This window comes from Achromobacter sp. (genome assembly GCF_032102605.1).
Taxonomy (GTDB): domain Bacteria; phylum Pseudomonadota; class Gammaproteobacteria; order Burkholderiales; family Burkholderiaceae_B; genus Achromobacter.
This window is the reverse complement of sequence record NZ_DAMDGT010000006.1, coordinates 335,885-355,816: the sequence shown is the minus strand read 5'-3', so window position 1 is coordinate 355,816 and position 19,932 is coordinate 335,885. Positions and strand designations below refer to the sequence as shown.

Below are 19,932 nucleotides of genomic sequence, written 5' to 3'. Positions count from 1 at the left end.
AAGCCGGCAACCTGTGCAGAGGAAATCATGCAGAGACTGACAGGCAAGACGGCAATCGTGACGGGCGGCGGCGGCGGCATCGGCGGGGCGACCTGCAGGCGCTTTGCCCGGGAAGGCGCCGCAGTGGCGGTCCTGGACCTGAACGCTGACCACGCGCAGCGCGTCGTGGACGAAATCGAGGTGGCCGGCGGACGCGCAACCGCCATTGCTTGCGATATCACGCAGCGGCAACAGGTGGACGCCGCGGTCGCGCGCACGGAATCGGCCCTGGGGCCGGTCGACATCCTGGTCAACAACGCAGGCTGGGATGTGTTCAAACCCTTTACCAAGACAGAGCCCGCGCAGTGGGACCGGCTGATCGCAATCAATCTGATCGGCGCCCTGCATATGCACCATGCGGTTCTGCCCGGCATGGCCGCGCGCAAGGCGGGACGCATCGTGAACATCGCGTCGGACGCGGCTCGCGTCGGGTCTTCCGGCGAAGCCGTCTATGCCGCCTGCAAAGGCGGGATCGTGGCGTTTTCCAAGACCATTGCCCGGGAACACGCCCGGCATGGCGTCACGGTCAACGTTGTGTGCCCCGGGCCCACGGACACGGCGCTGTTCGCCGACTACAAGGAAGGCGCGGGCAACCCCGAAAAGCTGGTCGAGGCCTTTACGCGCGCGATCCCGCTGGGCCGCATCGGCCAGCCCGACGACTTGCCCGGCGCAATCCTGTTCTTTGCCAGCGACGACGCCGCCTACGTCACGGGGCAGGTGCTCAGCGTGTCCGGCGGACTGACGATGAACGGCTGATGCCGCCTGGCCTGCATTTCCAATCTGGAGCCATGATGAACTACGAAGACATCCTCTACGAGGTCCGCGATGGCGCGGCCTGGATCACGATCAATCGGCCCGAAAAGATGAACGCGTTTCGCGGCCAGACCTGCGATGAACTGATTCACGCGATCAACCGCGCGGGGTATGCGGCGGACATCGGCGTGATCGTGCTGGCCGGTGAGGGCGAGAGGGCCTTCTGCACCGGGGGAGACCAGTCGGCGCACGCCGGCCAATATGACGGCCGCGGCACCATCGGGCTGCCGATGGAAGAGCTGCACAACGCCATCCGGGACGTGCCCAAGCCTGTCATCGCCCGGGTGCAGGGTTACGCCATCGGCGGTGGAAACGTGCTGTGCACCATTTGCGATTTCACGATCGCGTCTGAGAAGGCGGTGTTCGGGCAAGTCGGACCCAAGGTCGGGTCGGTCGATCCGGGCTACGGCACTGCCTATCTGGCGCGTGTGGTGGGCGAGAAAAAGGCGCGCGAAATCTGGTACCTGTGCCGCCGCTATCCCGCCGCCGAAGCCTTGGCCATGGGATTGGTCAACGCCGTGGTGCCGCATGATCGGCTGGACGAAGAAGTTGCCAGGTGGTGCGCCGAGATCATGGAGAAAAGCCCCACTGCAATCGCGATCGCCAAGCGTTCCTTCAACATGGACACCGCGCACCAGGCCGGCATCGCGGGCATGGGCATGTACGCGCTGAAGCTCTATTACGACACCGAGGAATCGCGCGAGGGCGTGCGCGCCTTCCAGGAAAAGCGCAAACCCGACTTCAGGCAGTTCGCGAAGTAGACAGCCGGTGCGGTCCGTGCAGGCGGGCCCACGCAGGGACACGAACAGAGAGCGCGCCGCACGGATCGGCGCGCCCGAAGGAGACGGCATGAATCCCTACATCGACGAGGACCTGTCCGCACTGGCCGAGCACGCGGGGCGCTTTGCGCAGGGGCGGGTGGCGCCGGGTTTCCAGGAGCGCGACAGGACGCGTGTGCTGGACCGGACGCTGATGCAGGAAATGGGCCGCATGGGCTTCATTGCGCCCGAGCTGCCGGAGGACTGCGGCGGGCAGGGCATGGGCTGCCTGGCCGCGGGCGTCATCCATGAGCAGATTGCGCGCGCGGATCTGAGCATGTCGTACGTGAACCTGCTGGCGTCGCTGAACGGCCAGATTCTGGCGCAGCACGGTCATGCCGATATCGCGCGGCCCTGGATTGCGCGCCTGACGCAGGGCGAGGCTTTGCTGGCGATCGCGCTGACCGAGCCGCGCGGTGGATCGGACGCCGCGAATCTGCAGCTACGCGTCGAGCGCGTGGACGGACATTACGTGCTGAACGGGGAAAAGGCGTCCATTTCGGCGGCCGATCAGGCCGATGCGGCGGTGGTGTTCGGCCGCAGCGGCGCATCGGATTCGGGCGCACGCGGCGTCACCGCCTTGCTGGTGCCGCTGGATCTGCCCGGCGTTACCCGCAACCGTTACGACTGCCACGGCCAGCGCGCGATCGGGCGTGGGTCGCTGTTCTTCGAGAATGTAAGAGTTCCCGCGGACCACCGGTTGGGTGAAGAAGGCGAAGGCTTTGTCCAGGTTATGCAGGGCTTTGACTATTCGCGCGCGCTGATTGGCCTGCAGGTGCTGGCGGTGGCGCGCGCGGCCCTGGACGACGCGTGGGAATACGCTGCGCAGCGCGAGGCCTTCGGCAAGCCACTGACGGCTTTCCAGGGGGTATCGCATCCGCTCGCCGAGGGCGAAACGCAAGTCGAGGCGGCGCGCCTGCTGTGCCTGCAGACGCTGTGGCTGAAGGACCGCGGCCAGCCCCATGGCTCGCAGGCGGCGATGTGCAAATGGTGGGCGCCCAAACTTGCTTACGACGTGGTGCACCAGTGCCTGTTGACCTTCGGCCATGGCGGTTATGACCGCGGCGTGATGGAACAGCGGCTGCGCGACGTATTGGGTTTCCAGATCGGGGATGGCACCGCGCAGATCATGAAGATCATCATCGCGCGCAACCGCGTGGGGCGCCGCGCGGTGCCAGCATAAGCGCCGGCCGGCCCGGCCGGCGGCGACCATTACAACCACAAGGAGACGTAGCCATGGATTTCGACGCCGTATTGATTGCGCCTCGCCGGGCCGAGAGCATCGCGCGCGGGTGGTGGCCGGACCTGACGATCAATGACCTGTTGGATGATTATGCGGCGTCCCGCCCCGACAAGATCGCGCTGACCGCGGTGCAGGCCGAGGCCGGGATCCAGCAGCCGTTCACCAGCCGCCAACTGACGGCGCTGGCCGACCGCGTGGCCGTGGGCCTGGCGCGGATGGGCGTTGGCCGGGGGGACGTCGTGGCCTGCCAATTGCCCAACAGCTGGCAGTTCGTGGTGACGTACCTTGCGTGTTCGCGCATCGGCGCCGTCATAAATCCGCTGATGCACATCTTTCGGCAACGGGAGCTGTCGTTCATGCTGCGTCACAGCGAGGCCCGGGTGCTGATCATCCCCCATCGATTCCGCGGCTTCGACTACCCGGGCATGGTCGATGGGCTGCGGGGCGATCTGCCGGGGCTGGAACATGTGATCGTGGTGGGCGGCGCGGGGCCCGACAGTTTCGAGGCGCGGCTGAGCGATCCCGCCTGGGAAACCGAGCCGGACGCGCGCCAGATCCTGACCCGCTCCCGTCCCGGCCCGGACGACGTCACGCAACTGATGTACACGTCGGGCACCACGGGCGAGCCCAAGGGCGTGATGCACACGGCCAATACCTGCCTGTCGAACATTGCCGCGTACGCTCAGCGCCTGCGGCTGGGGCCTGACGACGTGGTGCTGATGGGATCGCCCATGGCGCACCAGACCGGCTTCATGTATGGCCTGATGATGCCGTTCTATCTGCAGGCCAGCGCCGTGACGCTGGATATCTGGAACGCGGCGACGGCCGCCGCCCTGATGCGCGAACATGGCGTCACGTTCAGCATGGCGTCCACGCCTTTCCTGACGGACATCGCGCGAAGTCGCGCAGTCGGGCAAGCCCGTGCCGTCGTTGCGGGCCTTTCTGTGCGCCGGCGCGCCCATACCCGGCCCCTTGGTCGAACAGGCCAGCCGCACACTGGGCGCCAAGATCATCTCGGCTTGGGGCATGACCGAGAACGGCGCCGTCACGTTGACGCTGCCGGAAGATGACGACGAGCGCGCCTGCACTACGGATGGCTGGCCTTTGCCGGGCGTGGAGATCAAGGTGGCCGACGCGTCGGGCGCCGTGCTGCCGCCGGGCAACGAGGGCTACTTGTGGCTGCGGTCCTGCTCGAATTTCGGCGGCTACCTGAAACGGCCGCAGTTGAACGCGACGGACGCCGACGGATGGTTTGACACGGGCGACATGGCCCGCATCGACGCCTCGGGCTACCTGCGCATCACGGGCCGCAGCAAGGACGTCATCATTCGCGGCGGAGAGAATATTCCGGTGGTGGAGATTGAATCTCTGCTGTACCGCCACCCGGCGGTGGAGATGGCCGCCATCGTGGCGTACCCGGATGAGCGGCTGGGCGAACGCGCCTGCGCCGTCGTCACCTTGAAGAACGGCCAGGAACTGGACCTGGCCGCGTTGGTGGATTTCTTGAAGGGCTTCGGCGTTGCGGTGCAGTACATCCCGGAACGGCTGGAGATCCGGGACAGCCTGCCCACTACGCCCAGCGGCAAGGTTCAGAAATTCAGGCTGCGCCAGTTGCTGGCCGACGCCGCGCCCCAGGCGAACGCCTAGGCCTGCGCCGCGGATTCCAGCGGCGCCACGGCGGCGCCCTGGATCTTGTGGCGCGCCAGGGCTTCGGCCACGAATCCGGATTTCTTCATGGCTTCGACATACGCCGCCAGATAGACGCTGGCCTTGTCGCCCCGGCTCTTGGGCACGCCCATTGCCTGGCGGATCAGCATGAAGTGACCGTCCAGGAGCCGCAGCCCGCCCAGGCGCTGCGCATCGGCCTGGAGCTGTTGCTTCACGCCCGCGGCGACTTCCATGTTTTCCTGCAGGAAGGTGTCGACCACGGCCGGCGAGGTGGGCGCGCGGAAGATCTCGGCCTGCTTGAGTTCGCGGGTCAGGTACAGGTCATAGGCGCTGCCCTTGCCGACCACCACGCGCTGGCCCGGGCGGTCGACTTCGTCCATGGCGGCGATGGGCGAGTCCTGGCGCACCAGGTAGGCGCCCTCGATGACGACATAGGGCGCGGTGAAGGCGATCTGTTCGCCGCGCAGCGGGTCGATGGCGAAAAAGCCCACGTCGGCCTGCTCGGCCGCGACGGCGTTGACGGATTCGCCGGCGGACTTGAAGACGACAAGCTCCAGGTTCACGTCCAGGCGTCGCGCCAGTTCCGTGGCCAGGTCCACTGACACGCCGCCGGGCTGGCCGGTGGCTGGGTCGGTATTGGCCAGGATGGGGTTGCCCAGATTGATGGACGCGCGCAGCACGCCGGTGGGCGCGAAGGCGGACAGCAGTTCGTGATCGGTCTTCATGGCTTCCTTTCTGGATGGAGCGCGCCGCCGGGCGCGGACGATGCCAGAGGATAGCCCTAAAGCGTGCGGCGGCGCGATGCCTTATTGGACTCGGCGCAGGACGTACTGACTCGCGAGCGGGCCGGTGGGGCGCGTGCCGTCGCGGTAGAGCATCGTCACCTGGTTTTCGCCGACGAAGAAACGCTGGCTGTCGCCCGCGGCGTCCAGCCGGATCGTGCCGCCGTCGGATTCCCAGCTGAAGGTGCCGGACACGATGTCGGGCTGCGGCTGGCGATCCAGGTATTGGGTCGACTTTTCATAGCGGCCGTCTTTCATCAGCGTCAGGCGGGTGCGGATGCCCGGGCAATCGGCGCAGGGCAGGATGCCTTCGTAGCTGCCGGGCCAATCCAGGGAATCGCGCGAGGTGTGGTTGTCCACGGGCACGGAACGGGCGGTGATGGGCTTCGAAGGCGCGCAGCCGGCAAGCAGCGCAAGACTCAGGGTGCAGGTCAGGGTGGTTTTCATCATGGCGAGCTCCTGGGTGGCGAAGGGCTAGACGCGTATCACGATACGGACAGTAACTGCCGGGTGCTGAAACGGGATGTAAGACGGAGGCTGCGAAAAGGGGTGTGTCGGCGACCCGCGCTTGCGCTAAGCTCGGCGTTCCTCCGGCGGGCGGCATTGGGCCGCGCTCGCCGTGACGACGGGGCGACAGCCATGAAAGGCGAACATCATTACAGCGTTACCGTGGACTGGACAGGCAACACTGGCAGCGGGACATCCAGTTACGCAGCGTACTCGCGTGACCACCTTATCCAGGCCGCTGGCAAGCCCGACGTGCCGGGCTCGTCCGATCCGGCGTTCCGCGGCGATCCGGCGCGCTGGAATCCCGAAGACATGCTGGTGGCGTCGCTGTCCGCGTGCCACAAACTCTGGTACCTGCATTTCTGCGCGGTCGAGGGCGTGACTGTCGAAGCCTACCGCGACGAGGCGCAGGGTGTCATGGTCGAGGACCGCGAGCGCGGCGGGGCGTTTTCGCAGGTGACGCTGCGGCCCCAGGTCACCATCCGCGCCGGCGACGACGCCGATTTGGCCAGGGAACTGCATGACCGCGCCCATCACTTCTGCTTCATCGCCAATTCCGTGAATTTCCCGGTGCGGTGCGAGCCGCGGATCATTACGGCATCATGAGCCGCGCGGATTCGCAGGCCTTATCGCGCCGCTTTCGAGGCTAGAACCCGATGGCCACGAAACTCTCAGATTGGCCCCTGGCGCTCCCGGACCTTGCTGCCCCCGGTATGCGCTTGCGTCCTATGCGTGAGGACGACGCAGCGACGTGGCATACCTATCTGAGCCAGGACGCCGTCACACGGCACACCAGCTGGCGTGTGGATGGGCCGGGCGATCTGGCTGAACTTATCCGGGCCTACGCGCGGCCTGAGCGCTCGCACAGCATGCGATTCGCGATCGCCGGCCAGGACGACCGTCTGGTGGGAACAATCGGCCTGAACGAGATCGCGCCTGCGCACCGCCGGGCAGAGATCGCCTATGACATTGCGCCGGAATTCTGGCGCCAGGGGCTGGCCACAAGGGCCTGCGCCGCCGTCAGCGATTGGGCGCTGCAGACGCTGGGTTTTGCTCGAATCCAGGCCACGGTGCTGGATTCCAACGTGGCGTCGGCGCGGGTGCTGGAGCGCTGCGGCTACCAGCGCGAAGGCTTGCTGCATGCGTATCGCGTCGTGCGGGGCGAGCCTCGCCATTTCTGGATGTATGCGCGAACCTGGCCGCCTGGCGCCACCGGCGCGGAATGCGGCTGACAGCCTGCGGGGCCAGCCATGGCGTTCGCGTTTGGCGGTAGACTCGCTGCCATCCGCCTGCTGGAACGCCTCCATGACCTCCGCCCTCATCGTGATCGACGTGCAACGCGCGCTGTTCGAAACCTCGCCGCCGCCTTTTGAATCCGTCGAGGTTCTGGCCCGCATCAATGCGCTGGCGGAACGCGCGCGCGCGGCCGGGGCGCCGGTCATCTATGTGCAGCACGAGAGCCCGGGCTCGGATCTGGCGCACGGGCAGCCCGGATGGGAACTGGATGCGCGCCTGGCGCCGGCCGACGGCGACATCCGGGTGCGCAAGACGACGCCTGACTCTTTCCTGCGCACCGAGCTGGCCGAAGTGCTGGCCGGCCTGGGTGTGACGCAGCTTGTGGTCTGCGGCTACGCCACTGAATTTTGCGTGGACACCACGGTGCGGCGCGCGGCAGGGCTGGGGCTGGCGGTGACTTTGGCCGCCGACGCGCACACCACGCACGACAAGCCGCATGCGCCCGGCGCGGTCATTCGGGCGCACCACAATGCCACGCTGCCGGCCATTTCCAGCTTTGGCGTGAAGATCGCGGCCGTGCCTGCTGTTGAACTCTTCGGGGTCGGCGTGCCGTGATGAACGTGATGGATCCCGAACTGCTTTCCCTGCTGGTGACGCGCGACATGCCCTTCGGGAAGTACAAGGGGCGCCTGATCGCGGACCTGCCGGGGCCGTACCTGGCGTGGTTCGCGCGCAAGGGTTTCCCGCCGGGGGAATTGGGCCGTCTCTTGGCCCTGATGCACGAACTTGACCACAACGGCCTGTCTTCGCTGCTGGATCCCCTGCGCAAGTCACGGCGCGCGTCCTAGCGCGTGGTCGGGAAACGGCAGGAAACAACTGGCGCGCATCATGTAGCGTCTTGGCACGACGCCGGGCGGCGGGTAGGGCTACCATAAGCGGCGCGCTCCGGAGCAGGCTTTGGCCTCGTTGTCGGGCGCTGACTCATCGAACAGAGGTCGCCATGAACCAACGCCACATCACCGCATTCCTCTTTGCCGCGCTTTGCGCAGCGGGCGCTGCCCAGGCCCAGAACGCCGTTCCCTCGACCGCCACGCAGGAAATGCAGTTTCCCTCCCGGGAAGGCAGCCTGTCGCCTCCGTCGACGCTGCGCATGACGGTCACGCCGGAGACCCCGCCCGTGGTGATCCGCGACACGCCGGAAAGCCAGGCCGAGTTCCAGCGCTGCCGCCAGGTGTCGGACCGCGCCGCCGTCTCCAACGCGCAAATGCAGGCCGGCCTTGAGCAATGCATGCGGGAACTGGAGCAGCGCCGCCAGCAATAGAGGGGCGCGCCGGAGGAATATGGGGACGGATCTGAAGCGGGTACACTACTGCGCCGTTTTGCTTCCAGCGCCCCTATCCCCATGACTTCCACCGCATGCGGCGTCGACTTCGGCACCTCCAATTCCACCGTCGGCTGGAGCCGTCCCGACCAACACGCGCTCCTGGCGCTGGAAGACGGCAAGACGACCCTGCCGTCCGCCATTTTCTTCCATGACGAGGACGCCGACGTCAGCTATGGCCGCGCGGCCATCTCCGATTACCTGGCGGGCTACGACGGGCGTCTGATGCGCTCGATGAAAAGCCTGCTGGGCAGTTCGCTGATCGACGGGTCGACGGAGGTCCAAGGGCGCTCGATTCCATTCCGGGTGCTGCTTACGCGATTCATCGCCGAACTCAAGGCGCGCGCGGAGACCGCCGCCGGCCGCAACTTCACGCGCGCCGTGCTTGGCCGCCCGGTGTTCTTCGTGGACGACAACGCGGCCGCCGACCAGACTGCGCAGGACACACTGGAAGAGATCGCGCGCAGCGTGGGTTTCACCGATATCGAGTTCCAGTTCGAGCCGCTGGCCGCCGCATTCGACTACGAGTCGCAGATCAGCCGCGAAGAGCTGGTGCTGGTCATCGACATCGGCGGCGGCACGTCAGACTTCACGTTGATTCGCCTGGGGCCCGATCGGGCCGGCAAGGCCGACCGTCGCGACGACATCCTGGCCTACGGCGGCGTGCATATCGGCGGGGTGGATTTCGACAAGCAACTGAGCCTGGGGCACGTCATGCCGCTATTGGGCCTGGGCAGCCAGCTGCGCAGCGGCAAGGACGTGCCGTCGACGCAGTACGGCAACCTGGCCTGCTGGCACACGATCAACCAGGCCTACACGCGCAAGGCAGCCGAGCATTTCGCCTACATCCGCGCCGAGGCCGGCGACCGCCAAAAGATCGACCTGCTGCTGAACCTGGTCAAGGAACGCGCGGGCCACTGGGTGGCGGTGCAGGTGGAAGAAGCCAAGATCGCGCTGTCGGATGCGCCTGCCGCCCGCATCGATCTGTCGCGCGTGGCGCCGGATCTGGGCGTGGAGGTGACGCGTCCGTCGTTCGATGCCTGCGTGGGGCGTCTGATCGAAAAAGTGGAGACCACCGTGGGCCAGTTGCTGCGCGATGCCGGCGTGTCGACGGCCGACGTGGACACCGTATTTTTCACTGGAGGTTCCAGCCGGGTGCCGCGCCTGCGCGAGAGCGTGTCCGCGCTGGTGCCGGGCGCGCGCAGCGTCGAGGGGGACCTGTTCGGCAGCATTGGCGCGGGTCTGGCGCTGGACGCCGTGCGCAAGTTCGGCTGACCGGAATGGAGCGGCCCGATGGTAAGCTGCCAGGCGTGCCCGAGGCGGCTTGCCTCCCGTTCCTGACATTCCAAACGCCCTCATGACCCGTCCAACCGATACCCATCTCGTCGAAACGCTGCTGACCAGCGAAGCGCCGTATGACGGCAATTTCCTGAAGATCCGGCGCGACACCGTCAGCCTGCCCAACGGCCACACCGGCATCCGCGAATATGTGGTTCATCCGGGCGCGGTTGTCGTCATTCCGCTGCTGGACGATGGACGGGTTCTGCTGGAGCGCCAGTTCCGCTATCCGATCGGTCGCGTCATGACGGAGTTCCCCGCCGGCAAGCTGGATCCCGGTGAAGATCCGCTGGTGTGCGCCAAGCGCGAGCTGCTGGAAGAAACGGGTTACACCGCGGGCGAATGGGCTCACGCCGGCGCCCTGCACCTGGCCATTGCCTATTCCACCGAGATCATCCACATCTTCTTCGCACGCGGTCTGCGCGCCGGCCCGCGCCAGCTGGACCAGGACGAATTCCTGGACGTGATCAGCACGCATCCCGACGACCTGGTCGCCGCTTGCAGCAAGGGCGAAGTCACCGACGCCAAGACTTTGACGTGCGTACTGTGGATGCAGAACGTGCTGTCCGGCGCCTGGAAGCTGGAGTGGCAGGACAACGCCGCCTGAGCTTGCGCCGCGCTTCATCCATGTCGACCCATCCCGTCCTCATTCAGCCGTCCGGCATGCGTTTTGATGCGCCGGCCGACGTGCCGCTGTTGCGGGCTGCGCAGGCGGCCGGCATCAAGCTGCCCAGTTCGTGCCGCAATGGCACCTGCCGAGCCTGCATGTGCCTGATGCTCGAAGGCTCGGTGGTGTACGGCATCGAGTGGCCGGGCCTGTCGCGCGACGAAAAGGAAGAGGGCTGGATCCTGCCGTGCGTTGCGCAGGCGACCAGCCCGCTGGAAATCCAGGCGCCCGGGGCCGGGCCGATCGACGCCGCGCCGGCGCCCGCCCGTCCGCTTACCGGCGCCAGGCGCTAAGCGCGCCCAGGGGAAGCAGGGCGGCGGCCATGCCGGCCGCCATGCCCAGCGCCATGCCGCCGAAGGGCGCCGCGCCCAGCGTCTGCGCGGTCTGCACGCCCAGGCGCGCGCCCAGCACCATTCCGATCGCCATCAACGCCGCGCACAGCAGGCGCGCCGCCCAGGGCGCAGCGCGGCCATGCGTCCCGCGCCATGGCATCAGCGCCGCAAGCGCCATCGCGGCGGTGCTCGCCGGCATCAGCGAAGCATGCCGCCACGCCATTTGCGTCAGCGTGCCCGGTGCGCCGCATTCGCTGGCAAGCAGCGCGGCGGGCGTGCGCCACGTGTCCACCAGCAGGCCGGCGGCCATCGCCGCCATGCAGGCCAGCCACAGGCCCGCCATGCGCGCGCCGGACAGCGTCGGCGGGCTAGGCCTGGCCGTGGCAGGCTTTGCGGACGGGGTCGCCGTAGCGGTCATGGTGGCGCACCCAGTCGCCGATATCGAAGTTGGGGCCGTTTTCATTGCGGCCCAGCGGGGCGATATCCAGGTAGTTGTAGGCGCCTGCCAGGCGTTCGACGCCACGCTCGAAGGTCGAGTAGGTGTGGAAGATCTCGCCGTCCGGGTCGCGGAAAAAAGCGCTGGCTCCGGGGCGTTCCTCGAACTCGCCATCCGCTTTGGGCACGGATGCGCCCAGGTCGTAATTGAAGTCGCTGCCATTCGCCGAATACCAGTCGAATTCCCAGCCCATGCGCCGCTTGAAGGCGGCCAGCTTGGGGTAGGGAGCACGCGATACCGCGGCCACCGACACATCGTGGTGTCGCAGATGCATCAGGGCGCTGTCCATGTGGTCGGCCAGGAACGAGCAGCCTACGCAGCCGTCCTCCCAATCGGGAGCAAACATGAAGTGGTAGATGATGAGCTGGCTTCTGCCTTGGAACAATGCGTCCAGGCCTCGCACACCTTGCGCGCCGTCGAACTGGTAGCTTTTTTCGACCTTGACCCATGGCAGCGCCCTGCGGTCGCGCGCCAGCGCGTCCTCGGCGTGAGTCAACTCCTTCTCGCGACGCAGCAGCGCCTCGCGTGCAAGGTTCCATTGATGACGGGATACGACGGGATGATCGGTTTGCATCGTACGACTCCTTCATGGTGGGCCCGCGGGCCCGGACAAGGAGGGCGGCGCGGTATCAGGCCGCGCTCGCCAGGTGGTCCGCCAGCCTGTCCATGGCGCCGGACCAGCCATGCTCGTGGCCGTCGCGGGTGGGCTGGTCGACGAACGGGGTCTGCAGGAAGGCAAGCTCTGTGCCGGCGCCCGCAGGGGTGAATTCCAGGGTGATCAGCGAGGTCTCCTGTGGCGTGTCGCGCCACGCCCAGGTGAACACCAACCGGCGCGGATGATCGACCTCTTCGTAGCGGCCGCTGGCGTAGTGTTCCCCTCCGTCTTCGGTGACGAAGCCCACCTGGTAGGCGCCGCCCACGCGCACGTCGGTCTCGGCCAGCAGCACGCGCTGCGTGCCGCCCGGGCCGAACCATCGCATCAACGCTTGCGGGTCCGTCCAGGCGCGCCAGACGCGTTCGACGGGGGCGTTGAAGCGCCGCTGGAGCCGGAGCTCGATGGGGGAGGATTGGTTTTCCATGGATGGGTTTCCTCTTCGTGATAGAGATACCGAGCCAGTGAATCGAGTTGCCCGGTCCAGAATCGTTCGTAGCGGGCCAGCCAGCCGGCGGCGGCGCGCATGGGTTCCGGCGACAGGGTGCAGCTGACGACGCGTCCGTCCTTGGCGCGCGCGATCAGGCCGGCGTCTTCCAGCACCCGCAGGTGCTTCATGAAGGCGGGCAGCGACATGGCGTGAGGCTGTGCCAGCGCGCTGACCGAGGCCGACCCTTGTTCCAGGTCAGCCAGCACCCGGCGCCGCGTGCTGTCCGCCAGCGCCGAAAAGATGTCGTCGAGCGTATCGTCATTTAACTTAACCATAAGGTTAACTTTTAGGCCGGATCAAGGGAGGTGTCAAGCGTGGAGAAGCAGGGGCAGGCTGCGGAGTTTCCCTTAGAGGAAGCCCCGCTAAGCGGGCTATTTACCGCGCGGCTTGATGATGTCGCACGCTGCGGCGGCGTTACCGGCCTGGGCGTCTTCGCCCAACAGCGCCCGCACGCCGCAGATGGATCCGAACATGCGCTTGCCGTCGTGGCCCACGCCGCCCACCTGGAAGCTGGCATGCCGCAGCGGGACGGGCTTGGCGCCTCGGGCGGCCAGCACGTATTCGTACTGCACGTAACCCGTGCCGCGGGCCAGGCGAGTGGCCCCCTGGGCTTCCGCGCCGCAGGCCTTGTCCAACAGCCGGTGCTCGGGATTATTGTCGGCGCCGCCCAGCAGGTAGACGACGTCGCGCGCCGCGTAGCGCACGAACAGCCGGGAATCGTCACTGTCGCCGGCGTAGGCTGGCAGCTTGTCTGTGCCGTACTTGTACTGGTTGTACGTGGGGCAGATGCCGCGTTCGTACGGCGCGTAGCCCTTGCCGTCGGCGCGCGGCCGTTCGTTGGTCAGGTACAGGTACGACGAGGGATTGGCGATGACGTAGCGCACCGCGAGCCCGTCGCGGCGCAGGGCGCCGTCCACGTTGTTCAGCACCGCGTAGCGTTGCACGAGCTGCGCGCCGCCAGAGTGCCCGGCCAACACCAGGCCGGCCAGGGATGGCAGGCGCTTGCGGTCGTCCAGGCTGCGCAGCAGGTCGTCCAGCACCTGGAACGAGCTGACCGGCGCGGGCCTGCCGCTTGCCTGGACGCTGTCTTCGCCGTCTTCCCAACTGGCCTTGCGCCATGCGGCCATGCCGCCGAACCCCGAGTCGATCGCGCCGGAAAAGCGCGGCGCCAGCACCAGCGTGTTGCGCGCTCGCGTGGGGTTGTCGGCGACCAGCGCCGCCGCGGTCTCGTAGTAGTGGTCGGCGTCGCGCTTGACGCCATGGATGACGATGAGCACGTGCCTGATGTCGCGCAGGTCGTCCTTGGCCAGGTTGCGGTTGGCATAGACCGGCATCTTGTACCGATGGCCAGCCTTGCCCAGCTCCAGCGTCTGCCAGCGCAGCGGCGTCGCCCGCTTGGGCGCGGGCGCGGCTTCATCGTAGTCGTAGGGATCGGACAGCGGCGTCTGGGCATGTGCGCCAAGCGGCGCAAGCAGTGCGGCAGCCGTCAGCGCCGCCGCCAGGCCGCGCGACAGGTGCGGCGCGGTTGTCAGCCACGCGCAGGACAGAGAAGTTGCAGGCGCGCTGCGCATGGCGCGGCGTACCTTCAGCAGCCTTCGTGACCCAGCAGTTGCTTGAGGGCGGGCAGATCCAGGATGCGGACCTCGCGCTGGTTGATCTTGATGAGGCTGTCGCGCGCAAAACGCGAGAACAGCCGGCTGACCGTTTCAAGCGTCAGGCCCAGGTAGTTGCCGATTTCCTCGCGGCTCATGCGCAGCACGAATTCGGTGGAGGAATAGCCCAGCGACGCGTAGCGCTGCGACAGGTTCAAGAGGAAAGCGGCCAGGCGCTGTTCGGAGCGCATGGAACCCAGCGACGCCAGCATCTGGTGCGAGCGGGTGATCTCGCGGCTCATGAGGCGGCGGAACTGCTGCTGCAGCGACGGCAGGTGCGAGGCCACGCGGTCCACTTCGTTCAGGCGGATGACGCAGACTTCGGAGTCTTCCAGCGCCACAGCGGCGGACACGTGCTTGCCGTCCAGCATGCCGTCCATGCCGACGATTTCGCCGGGCAGGTGAAAACCGGTGATTTGAATCTGGCCGGTGGCGTCTTCAAGCTGCGTCTTGAGGCTGCCGAAGCGAACGCCATACACGGCGTCCAGCGGGTGGTCCAGCGAATACAGCGTCTTGCCCTTTTCAAGGCGGACGCGTTCTTTCACCAGCTCGTCCAGCTTTTCGACTTCCGCGGCTGCCATGCCCACGGGAACGCAGACGTGGCCCAGCATGCACGTGGAACAGTGGGCGGCATCAGGGGCAATGGGGACCCGTTTTTGCATACGTTGACCTTTAGAGTGCCCATTCAGCGGCGGGCGCCGGAACGGGTGTGAAGCATGAGACAGGCGTCTATTGTAGTCCGTTGTTACTACGGGTGTCTTACCGGCCGCCCCGATGTCGTCCGAGCGAGACGGTGGGCGATCCAGTCGTCCCCGGCGATGTCGACCGCCGCGGCCCGCAGCGCCGGGTCTATCGGGTAGTACTGGCAGCTTAGAAGGCGCTGCTCGGCGGTGGTTTCCAGCCGGGCGAGGACGGTCCGGCGCACGAAGCAACAGGGCTTGCCGGGCTGGTATTCCTCGATCTCGTCCATCAGCGCGATCAGCGGCGGTTCCACCTGGAAAACGTCGCCGCGCACGCGCCGGCCGTCGTCGACCGGGATCAGGCCGGGCCAGTCGCCGAAATCGACCAGCATGCCCGGCACGCTGGCCGCTCCGACAAAGACGGCCTGCGGCAGCCCCCGCGCCGCGGCGGCGCGGGCGAGGTCATTGATTTCGCCCGCCCGTAGGGTTCCGTACACAAAAACGTATATGCTCATTGCTCAGTTTGCTGCTGCACGTCGAAGAAGACCATGAGGGCGGCCGGGTGTTGAAATTGTCTCATCCGGCCACATATTCAGGTTATCGAGCCAGCCGGCACGTATCGGTCAGGCTCCCCACAAGCCAATACGACCATTATGCGATTCGACAAACTCACCACCAAGTTCCAACAAGCGCTGGCCGACGCTCAAAGTCTCGCCGCCCGCAACGACCACCCCTACATCGAACCCGTCCACGTGCTGTCCGCCCTGCTGGCGGATGCCGACAGCGGCGCGGGCAGTCTGCTGGCGCGCGCCGGCGTGGCCGTCAACCGCCTGGGCCCGGCCCTGGAAAACGCCATGAAGTCCCTGCCGCAAGTGCAAGGGGACGACAACGTCCAGGTCGGCCGCGACCTGCAGGGCGTGCTGACGCGCACGGACAAGGAAGCCGCGCGCCGCGGCGATACCTATATCGCCAGCGAACTGTTCCTGCTGGCCCTGGCCGACGACAAGGGCGAGGCCGGCCGCATTTTGCGTGAAGCGGGCCTGCAGAAGAAGGCCCTGGAAGCCGCGATCGACGCCGTGCGCGGCGGCGAGAACGTCTCCGGCGCGGAAGGCGAGGCCAACCGCGAAGCGCTGGCCAAATACACCCTGGACCTGACCGAGCGCGCCCGCCAGGGCAAGCTGGATCCGGTCATCGGCCGCGACGACGAAATCCGCCGCACCATCCAGATCCTCCAACGGCGCACCAAGAACAACCCGGTGCTGATCGGCGAACCCGGCGTGGGCAAGACCGCCATCGTCGAAGGCCTGGCGCAGCGCATCGTCAACGACGAAGTGCCCGAGACCCTGCGCGGCAAGCGCGTGCTGTCCCTGGACCTGGCGGCGCTGCTGGCGGGCGCCAAGTTCCGCGGCGAATTCGAAGAACGCCTGAAGGCCGTGCTCAAAGAGCTGGGCCAGGACGACGGCCGCAATATCGTCTTCATCGACGAACTGCACACGATGGTGGGCGCGGGCAAGGCCGAGGGCGCGATGGACGCGGGCAACATGCTCAAGCCGGCCCTGGCTCGCGGCGAACTACACTGCATCGGCGCCACCACGCTGGACGAATACCGCAAGTACATCGAAAAGGACGCGGCGCTGGAGCGGCGCTTCCAGAAGGTGCTGGTCGACGAACCGGACGTGGAATCCACCATCGCCATCCTGCGCGGGCTGCAGGAACGCTACGAGATCCACCACGGCGTCGAGATCACCGACCCGGCCATCGTGGCCGCCGCGGAACTGTCGCACCGCTACATCACCGACCGCTTCCTGCCCGACAAGGCCATCGACCTCATCGACGAGGCTGGCGCGCGCATCCGCATGGAAATCGACTCCAAGCCGGAAGTGATGGACAAGCTGGATCGCCGCATCATCCAGCTCAAGATCGAGCGCGAAGCCGTCAAGAAGGAAACCGACGACGCTTCCAAGCGCCGCCTGGGCGTCATCGAAGACGAACTGCAAAAGCTGCAGCGCGAATACAACGACTACGAAGAAATCTGGAAGGCCGAGAAAGCCGCGGTGCAGGGCACCCAGGCCATCAAGGAAGAGATCGACAGCACGCGCGCCGAAATGGCGGAATTGCAGCGCAAGGGCCAGTTCGACAAGCTGGCTGAACTGCAATACGGCAAGCTGCCCGACCTTGAAGCGCGCCTGAAGGCCGCCGAAGTGGGCGCCGCCGAAGCCGCGGAGAACGCCGAGGGCGACGAGAGCCGTCCGCGCCTGCTGCGCACGCGCGTCGGCGCCGAGGAAATCGCCGAAGTCGTGTCGCGCGCCACGGGCATTCCCGTGTCCAAAATGATGCAGGGCGAACGCGAAAAGCTGCTGCACATGGAAGAGTTCCTGCACCGCCGCGTGGTGGGCCAGGACGAGGCCGTGCGCCTGGTGGCGGACGCCATCCGCCGTTCCCGCGCGGGCCTGGCCGATCCTTCGCGTCCGTATGGATCGTTCCTGTTCCTGGGCCCCACCGGCGTGGGCAAGACCGAGCTGACGCGCGCGCTGGCCGAGTTCCTGTTCGACTCCGAAGAGCACATGATCCGCATCGACATGAGCGAATTCATGGAGAAGCATTCGGTTGCGCGGCTGATCGGCGCGCCGCCCGGATACGTGGGCTACGAAGAAGGCGGCTACCTGACCGAAGCCGTGCGGCGCAAGCCCTACAGCGTCGTGCTGCTGGACGAAGTGGAAAAGGCGCACCCGGACGTGTTCAACGTGCTGCTGCAAGTGCTGGACGACGGACGCCTGACCGATGGCCAGGGGCGCACCGTGGACTTCCGCAACACCGTGATCGTCATGACGTCGAACCTGGGTTCGCACCATATCCAGACGCTGGCCGGCCAACCGTACGACGTGGTCAAGGAAGTCGTGTGGGACGAACTGAAGCAGACGCTGCGGCCTGAATTCCTGAACCGCATCGACGAGGTCGTCGTCTTCCATGGCCTGGAAGCGCAGCACATCGAGTCGATTGCGCGCATTCAGCTTCGCCGTTTGGGCGAGCGCCTGGAACGCCAGGAGATGCGCCTGGAGGTCACCGAGCCCGCATTGGCCGAACTGGCGCGCGCGGGCTTCGATCCGGTGTTTGGTGCGCGCCCCTTGAAGCGCGCGATCCAGCAGCAGATCGAAAACCCGGTGGCGCGGCTGATCCTCGAAGGCAGGTTCGGTCCGCGCGACGTGGTGCCGGTGGACTGGCAGGATGGCGAGTTCGTCTTCACCCGCACGCTGCAGTAAGCAACAGCCCGGCGCAACGCCGGGCCTGAAGCGACAAAAAAGCCCCTGTCTGCGGACAGGGGCTTTTCTTTGCGGTTGATGGTCCGGCGTCAGACACCCGGGATGGAAGCGCTTCCCTTGTGCCTGGCGCCGAATGCGCCGATTTACTGCGCGACCGTCACGAACACCGGGTTCGAATAGAACCAGAGGTCGTTGTAGTTTCGAGCGTTGATGGCGTTGAAGCGCGCGGCGTTGTCCGCGAAGTCGACCTTTGCATCGGGCAAGGGCTCGCCCGCGGCGGTTTCGCCAGCCACGTCGACGCCAAGGTTCGTGCCGCGCAGGCGCAGGTACTGGCTCTTGTCGGCCGTGATCGTGGTCTTGATGACGTTGTAGCCTTCGTCGTCCACGGTCCAGTCCGCGCTGGTGTAGCGGGCCAGGACGCGCGTCGTCGGGTTGGTGTCGACGTCGTACTCCGCAGAACCGGCTTCGGCACGCGTGCCGACATCGCCCACGATCAGGTCCACGTGGTGCACGGTGGGCTTCACGTAAGTGGGGTTGCCGCTTTCGATCGGGTACTCGTAGTTGTTGCGCTCGGGGCTGCGGAAGCGAATGGTGACCTCTACCTCTTCACCCTTGGCCGCCTTCAGCTCGCCGCCCATGTGCACCGCGCCGGACGCGCCCTTGGCCTGGAAATCCAGGGCGTCGATCAGGTCGCCGAACACGCCGAATACGCGTCCGCTCTTCAGGCCGGCAACCACGGAGGCCATGTCGTCGCCGTCTTTCCAGACGTGCGTCTTGGAGTATTCGCCCGGCGCGTAGCCGCTGCTGTACAGGCCCGAGGCCGTGCGGAAGTGGTAGTCGGAATCCGCCACGGTCCAGATGCGGCGCCCTTCGCCCAGCAGGGCGTCCCAGGTGCCGCCCAGGTGCGCGACCAGGTAGTCCACGCCGCCGTACGTGCGGTTGGGCAGGAAGGCGTTGGTGTACGCCGTGGCGTAGCCGCCGCGGTCGGGTTCCATCTGGTTGCCGACCATGCCTTCGATGGCGAAGAAGACGGACGGCGCCAGGTCGTTCATCTCGCGGATCTGCCCGATCGTGTACTTGCCGGCATAGCGCGACGGGTGATTCAGCAGCATGTAGCTGTCGGGATGCTTGTCGCGCAGCCACTTCAGCGCGGCCAGCGAGTCTGCGTGCGTGGTGTAGGCGCGCGTCTCTCCGGACAGGCGCGACACCATCAGCGGATCGAACAGGTTGGGATCGCGGTTGGTGAAGAGGTATTCGAATTCGGCGACCGCCTCCAGCGACTTGGCCGAATTCGGATCGTCGAAGCCGATGCCGATGTTCACGTGGTCATGCGTGGGCATGTCCCATTCGAACGAGGAGAAAATGATCTTGCCGGCGTAGCGGCCCGTGGCCTGCGCCTGCTGGATGAAGGGCACTTCGTATTGCGCCATGGCCAGCGAGAACGGGATCGAGCCCCCCGGCAGGTTCACGCCGGTATGGTCGCGGGCGGACAGGCGCAGGTGGTTCGAAATGGCGGCCCAGTCGAGCTTGTAGCGGTCGAACGCCTGGTCCAGGGCGCTTTCCAGGCTGACCTGTGCATCGTCAGACTGGTAGGTGTGCACGTGCAGGTCGCCGGTGGTCCATGCGCCGGTTTCAACAGGCTTGGGCTGTTCTTCGGGCGGAGTGGGATCGGTCACGACGGGCGGCGTCGGCTCCGGGGTGACTTCATCATCGTCATCGCTGCCGCCGCAGGCGCTCAAGAGGGTCACGCAAGCCAGCGACAGGGGCATGATGGCCCGCCGCAGGCGGGATACTTCGAACTGCATCGAAAACACTCCAACGTCATGACGGCACGCAAAACGCGATGCCGCGGAGCGCCGAACTATGCGGGCGCGGAAT

The 19,932-nt window shown here is 66.6% G+C and carries 22 protein-coding genes and 1 pseudogene; 13 read left to right on the top strand and 10 right to left on the bottom strand.

Translation table 11 applies throughout. The features are described from left to right. The first annotated feature begins 27 nt into the window (after positions 1-27). From badH to aliA, 4 genes and pseudogenes are all read left to right on the top strand, one after another. Positions 28-795 (top strand): 2-hydroxycyclohexanecarboxyl-CoA dehydrogenase, encoded by a 768-nt coding sequence (gene badH, locus RT614_RS16620; RefSeq protein ID WP_313623214.1) that lies wholly within the window; start codon positions 28-30, stop codon positions 793-795. A 35-nt stretch (positions 796-830) separates the two neighbouring features. Further along, entirely contained in the window at positions 831-1,613 is a 783-nt protein-coding gene (gene badI, locus RT614_RS16615; protein ID WP_313623238.1) for a 2-ketocyclohexanecarboxyl-CoA hydrolase, read from the top strand. Positions 1,614-1,701: 88 nt separating this feature from the next. Then, positions 1,702-2,853 carry a cyclohexanecarboxyl-CoA dehydrogenase gene (aliB, locus tag RT614_RS16610; RefSeq protein ID WP_313623213.1) on the top strand — a complete coding sequence of 384 codons (1,152 nt, stop codon included), beginning with the start codon at positions 1,702-1,704 and terminating at the stop codon, positions 2,851-2,853. A 53-nt stretch (positions 2,854-2,906) separates the two neighbouring features. Next, positions 2,907-4,560: pseudogene (gene aliA, locus RT614_RS16605) on the top strand (cyclohexanecarboxylate-CoA ligase). Here aliA and RT614_RS16600 read toward each other — a convergent pair. Beyond that, the gene (locus RT614_RS16600; RefSeq protein WP_313623212.1) at positions 4,557-5,306 is read right to left on the bottom strand and encodes an ABC transporter substrate-binding protein; all 750 of its coding nucleotides are present in this window, start codon (positions 5,304-5,306) and stop codon (positions 4,557-4,559) included. The pseudogene aliA and the gene RT614_RS16600 sit on opposite strands and share 4 nt — an antisense overlap. Before the next feature lie 81 nt (positions 5,307-5,387). Beyond that, entirely contained in the window at positions 5,388-5,813 is a 426-nt protein-coding gene (locus tag RT614_RS16595) for a copper resistance protein NlpE (protein ID WP_313623211.1), read from the bottom strand. A 189-nt stretch (positions 5,814-6,002) separates the two neighbouring features. Between RT614_RS16595 and RT614_RS16590 the strand changes: the two genes are divergently transcribed. From RT614_RS16590 to RT614_RS16555, 8 genes are all read left to right on the top strand, one after another. Beyond that, positions 6,003-6,476 carry an OsmC family protein gene (locus tag RT614_RS16590; protein ID WP_313623210.1) on the top strand — a complete coding sequence of 158 codons (474 nt, stop codon included), beginning with the start codon at positions 6,003-6,005 and terminating at the stop codon, positions 6,474-6,476. A 122-nt stretch (positions 6,477-6,598) separates the two neighbouring features. Beyond that, a complete protein-coding gene (locus tag RT614_RS16585; protein WP_313623209.1) occupies positions 6,599-7,102 on the top strand; it encodes a GNAT family N-acetyltransferase in 504 nt (167 codons plus the stop codon). 73 nt (positions 7,103-7,175) lie between these two features. Beyond that, on the top strand, positions 7,176-7,721 hold the full coding sequence (locus RT614_RS16580) for a cysteine hydrolase family protein (protein WP_313623208.1): 546 nt from the start codon (positions 7,176-7,178) through the stop codon (positions 7,719-7,721). A gap of 8 nt (positions 7,722-7,729) precedes the next feature. Beyond that, a complete protein-coding gene (locus tag RT614_RS16575; RefSeq protein WP_313623237.1) occupies positions 7,730-7,954 on the top strand; it encodes a DUF3820 family protein in 225 nt (74 codons plus the stop codon). Between the two features lie 152 nt (positions 7,955-8,106). Beyond that, entirely contained in the window at positions 8,107-8,427 is a 321-nt protein-coding gene (locus RT614_RS16570; RefSeq protein ID WP_313623207.1) for a hypothetical protein, read from the top strand. 81 nt (positions 8,428-8,508) lie between these two features. Further along, a complete protein-coding gene (locus tag RT614_RS16565) occupies positions 8,509-9,762 on the top strand; it encodes an Hsp70 family protein (RefSeq protein WP_313623206.1) in 1,254 nt (417 codons plus the stop codon). A gap of 82 nt (positions 9,763-9,844) precedes the next feature. Next, entirely contained in the window at positions 9,845-10,432 is a 588-nt protein-coding gene (locus RT614_RS16560; protein ID WP_313623205.1) for an NUDIX hydrolase, read from the top strand. A 20-nt stretch (positions 10,433-10,452) separates the two neighbouring features. After that, positions 10,453-10,785, top strand: a complete 333-nt coding sequence (locus tag RT614_RS16555; protein WP_313623204.1) for a 2Fe-2S iron-sulfur cluster-binding protein — start codon at positions 10,453-10,455, stop codon at positions 10,783-10,785. On the opposite strand, the gene RT614_RS16550 is transcribed toward RT614_RS16555, so the two are convergent. The 7 genes from RT614_RS16550 to RT614_RS16520 all read right to left on the bottom strand — a co-directional run bounded on the left by RT614_RS16550 (position 10,766) and on the right by RT614_RS16520 (position 15,309). Beyond that, positions 10,766-11,167 carry a hypothetical protein gene (locus tag RT614_RS16550; protein WP_313623203.1) on the bottom strand — a complete coding sequence of 134 codons (402 nt, stop codon included), beginning with the start codon at positions 11,165-11,167 and terminating at the stop codon, positions 10,766-10,768. The two genes, RT614_RS16555 and RT614_RS16550, sit on opposite strands and share 20 nt — an antisense overlap. Before the next feature lie 25 nt (positions 11,168-11,192). Then, entirely contained in the window at positions 11,193-11,894 is a 702-nt protein-coding gene (locus RT614_RS16545) for a DUF899 domain-containing protein (protein ID WP_313623202.1), read from the bottom strand. Positions 11,895-11,949: 55 nt separating this feature from the next. Continuing rightward, the gene (locus tag RT614_RS16540; RefSeq protein ID WP_313623201.1) at positions 11,950-12,399 is read right to left on the bottom strand and encodes an SRPBCC domain-containing protein; all 450 of its coding nucleotides are present in this window, start codon (positions 12,397-12,399) and stop codon (positions 11,950-11,952) included. Further along, the gene (locus RT614_RS16535) at positions 12,300-12,737 is read right to left on the bottom strand and encodes a metalloregulator ArsR/SmtB family transcription factor (RefSeq protein WP_313623200.1); all 438 of its coding nucleotides are present in this window, start codon (positions 12,735-12,737) and stop codon (positions 12,300-12,302) included. Before RT614_RS16535 ends, RT614_RS16540 begins: the two co-directional genes overlap by 100 nt. A gap of 96 nt (positions 12,738-12,833) precedes the next feature. Next, a complete protein-coding gene (locus RT614_RS16530) occupies positions 12,834-14,033 on the bottom strand; it encodes a hypothetical protein (RefSeq protein WP_313623199.1) in 1,200 nt (399 codons plus the stop codon). A 14-nt stretch (positions 14,034-14,047) separates the two neighbouring features. Next, positions 14,048-14,776, bottom strand: a complete 729-nt coding sequence (locus tag RT614_RS16525; protein WP_313623198.1) for a helix-turn-helix domain-containing protein — start codon at positions 14,774-14,776, stop codon at positions 14,048-14,050. An 86-nt stretch (positions 14,777-14,862) separates the two neighbouring features. Beyond that, the gene (locus RT614_RS16520; protein WP_313623197.1) at positions 14,863-15,309 is read right to left on the bottom strand and encodes a gamma-glutamylcyclotransferase family protein; all 447 of its coding nucleotides are present in this window, start codon (positions 15,307-15,309) and stop codon (positions 14,863-14,865) included. A gap of 138 nt (positions 15,310-15,447) precedes the next feature. Here RT614_RS16520 and clpB point away from each other — a divergent pair, with 138 nt between their 5' ends. Next, complete coding sequence (gene clpB / locus RT614_RS16515) at positions 15,448-18,054, top strand: ATP-dependent chaperone ClpB (RefSeq protein WP_313623196.1); 2,607 nt, start codon at positions 15,448-15,450, stop codon at positions 18,052-18,054. A 143-nt stretch (positions 18,055-18,197) separates the two neighbouring features. Here clpB and RT614_RS16510 read toward each other — a convergent pair whose 3' ends face one another. Next, positions 18,198-19,859: an S-layer protein gene (locus tag RT614_RS16510; protein WP_313623195.1), complete on the bottom strand. Its 1,662-nt coding sequence runs from the start codon at positions 19,857-19,859 to the stop codon at positions 18,198-18,200. Positions 19,860-19,932 lie beyond the last annotated feature (73 nt).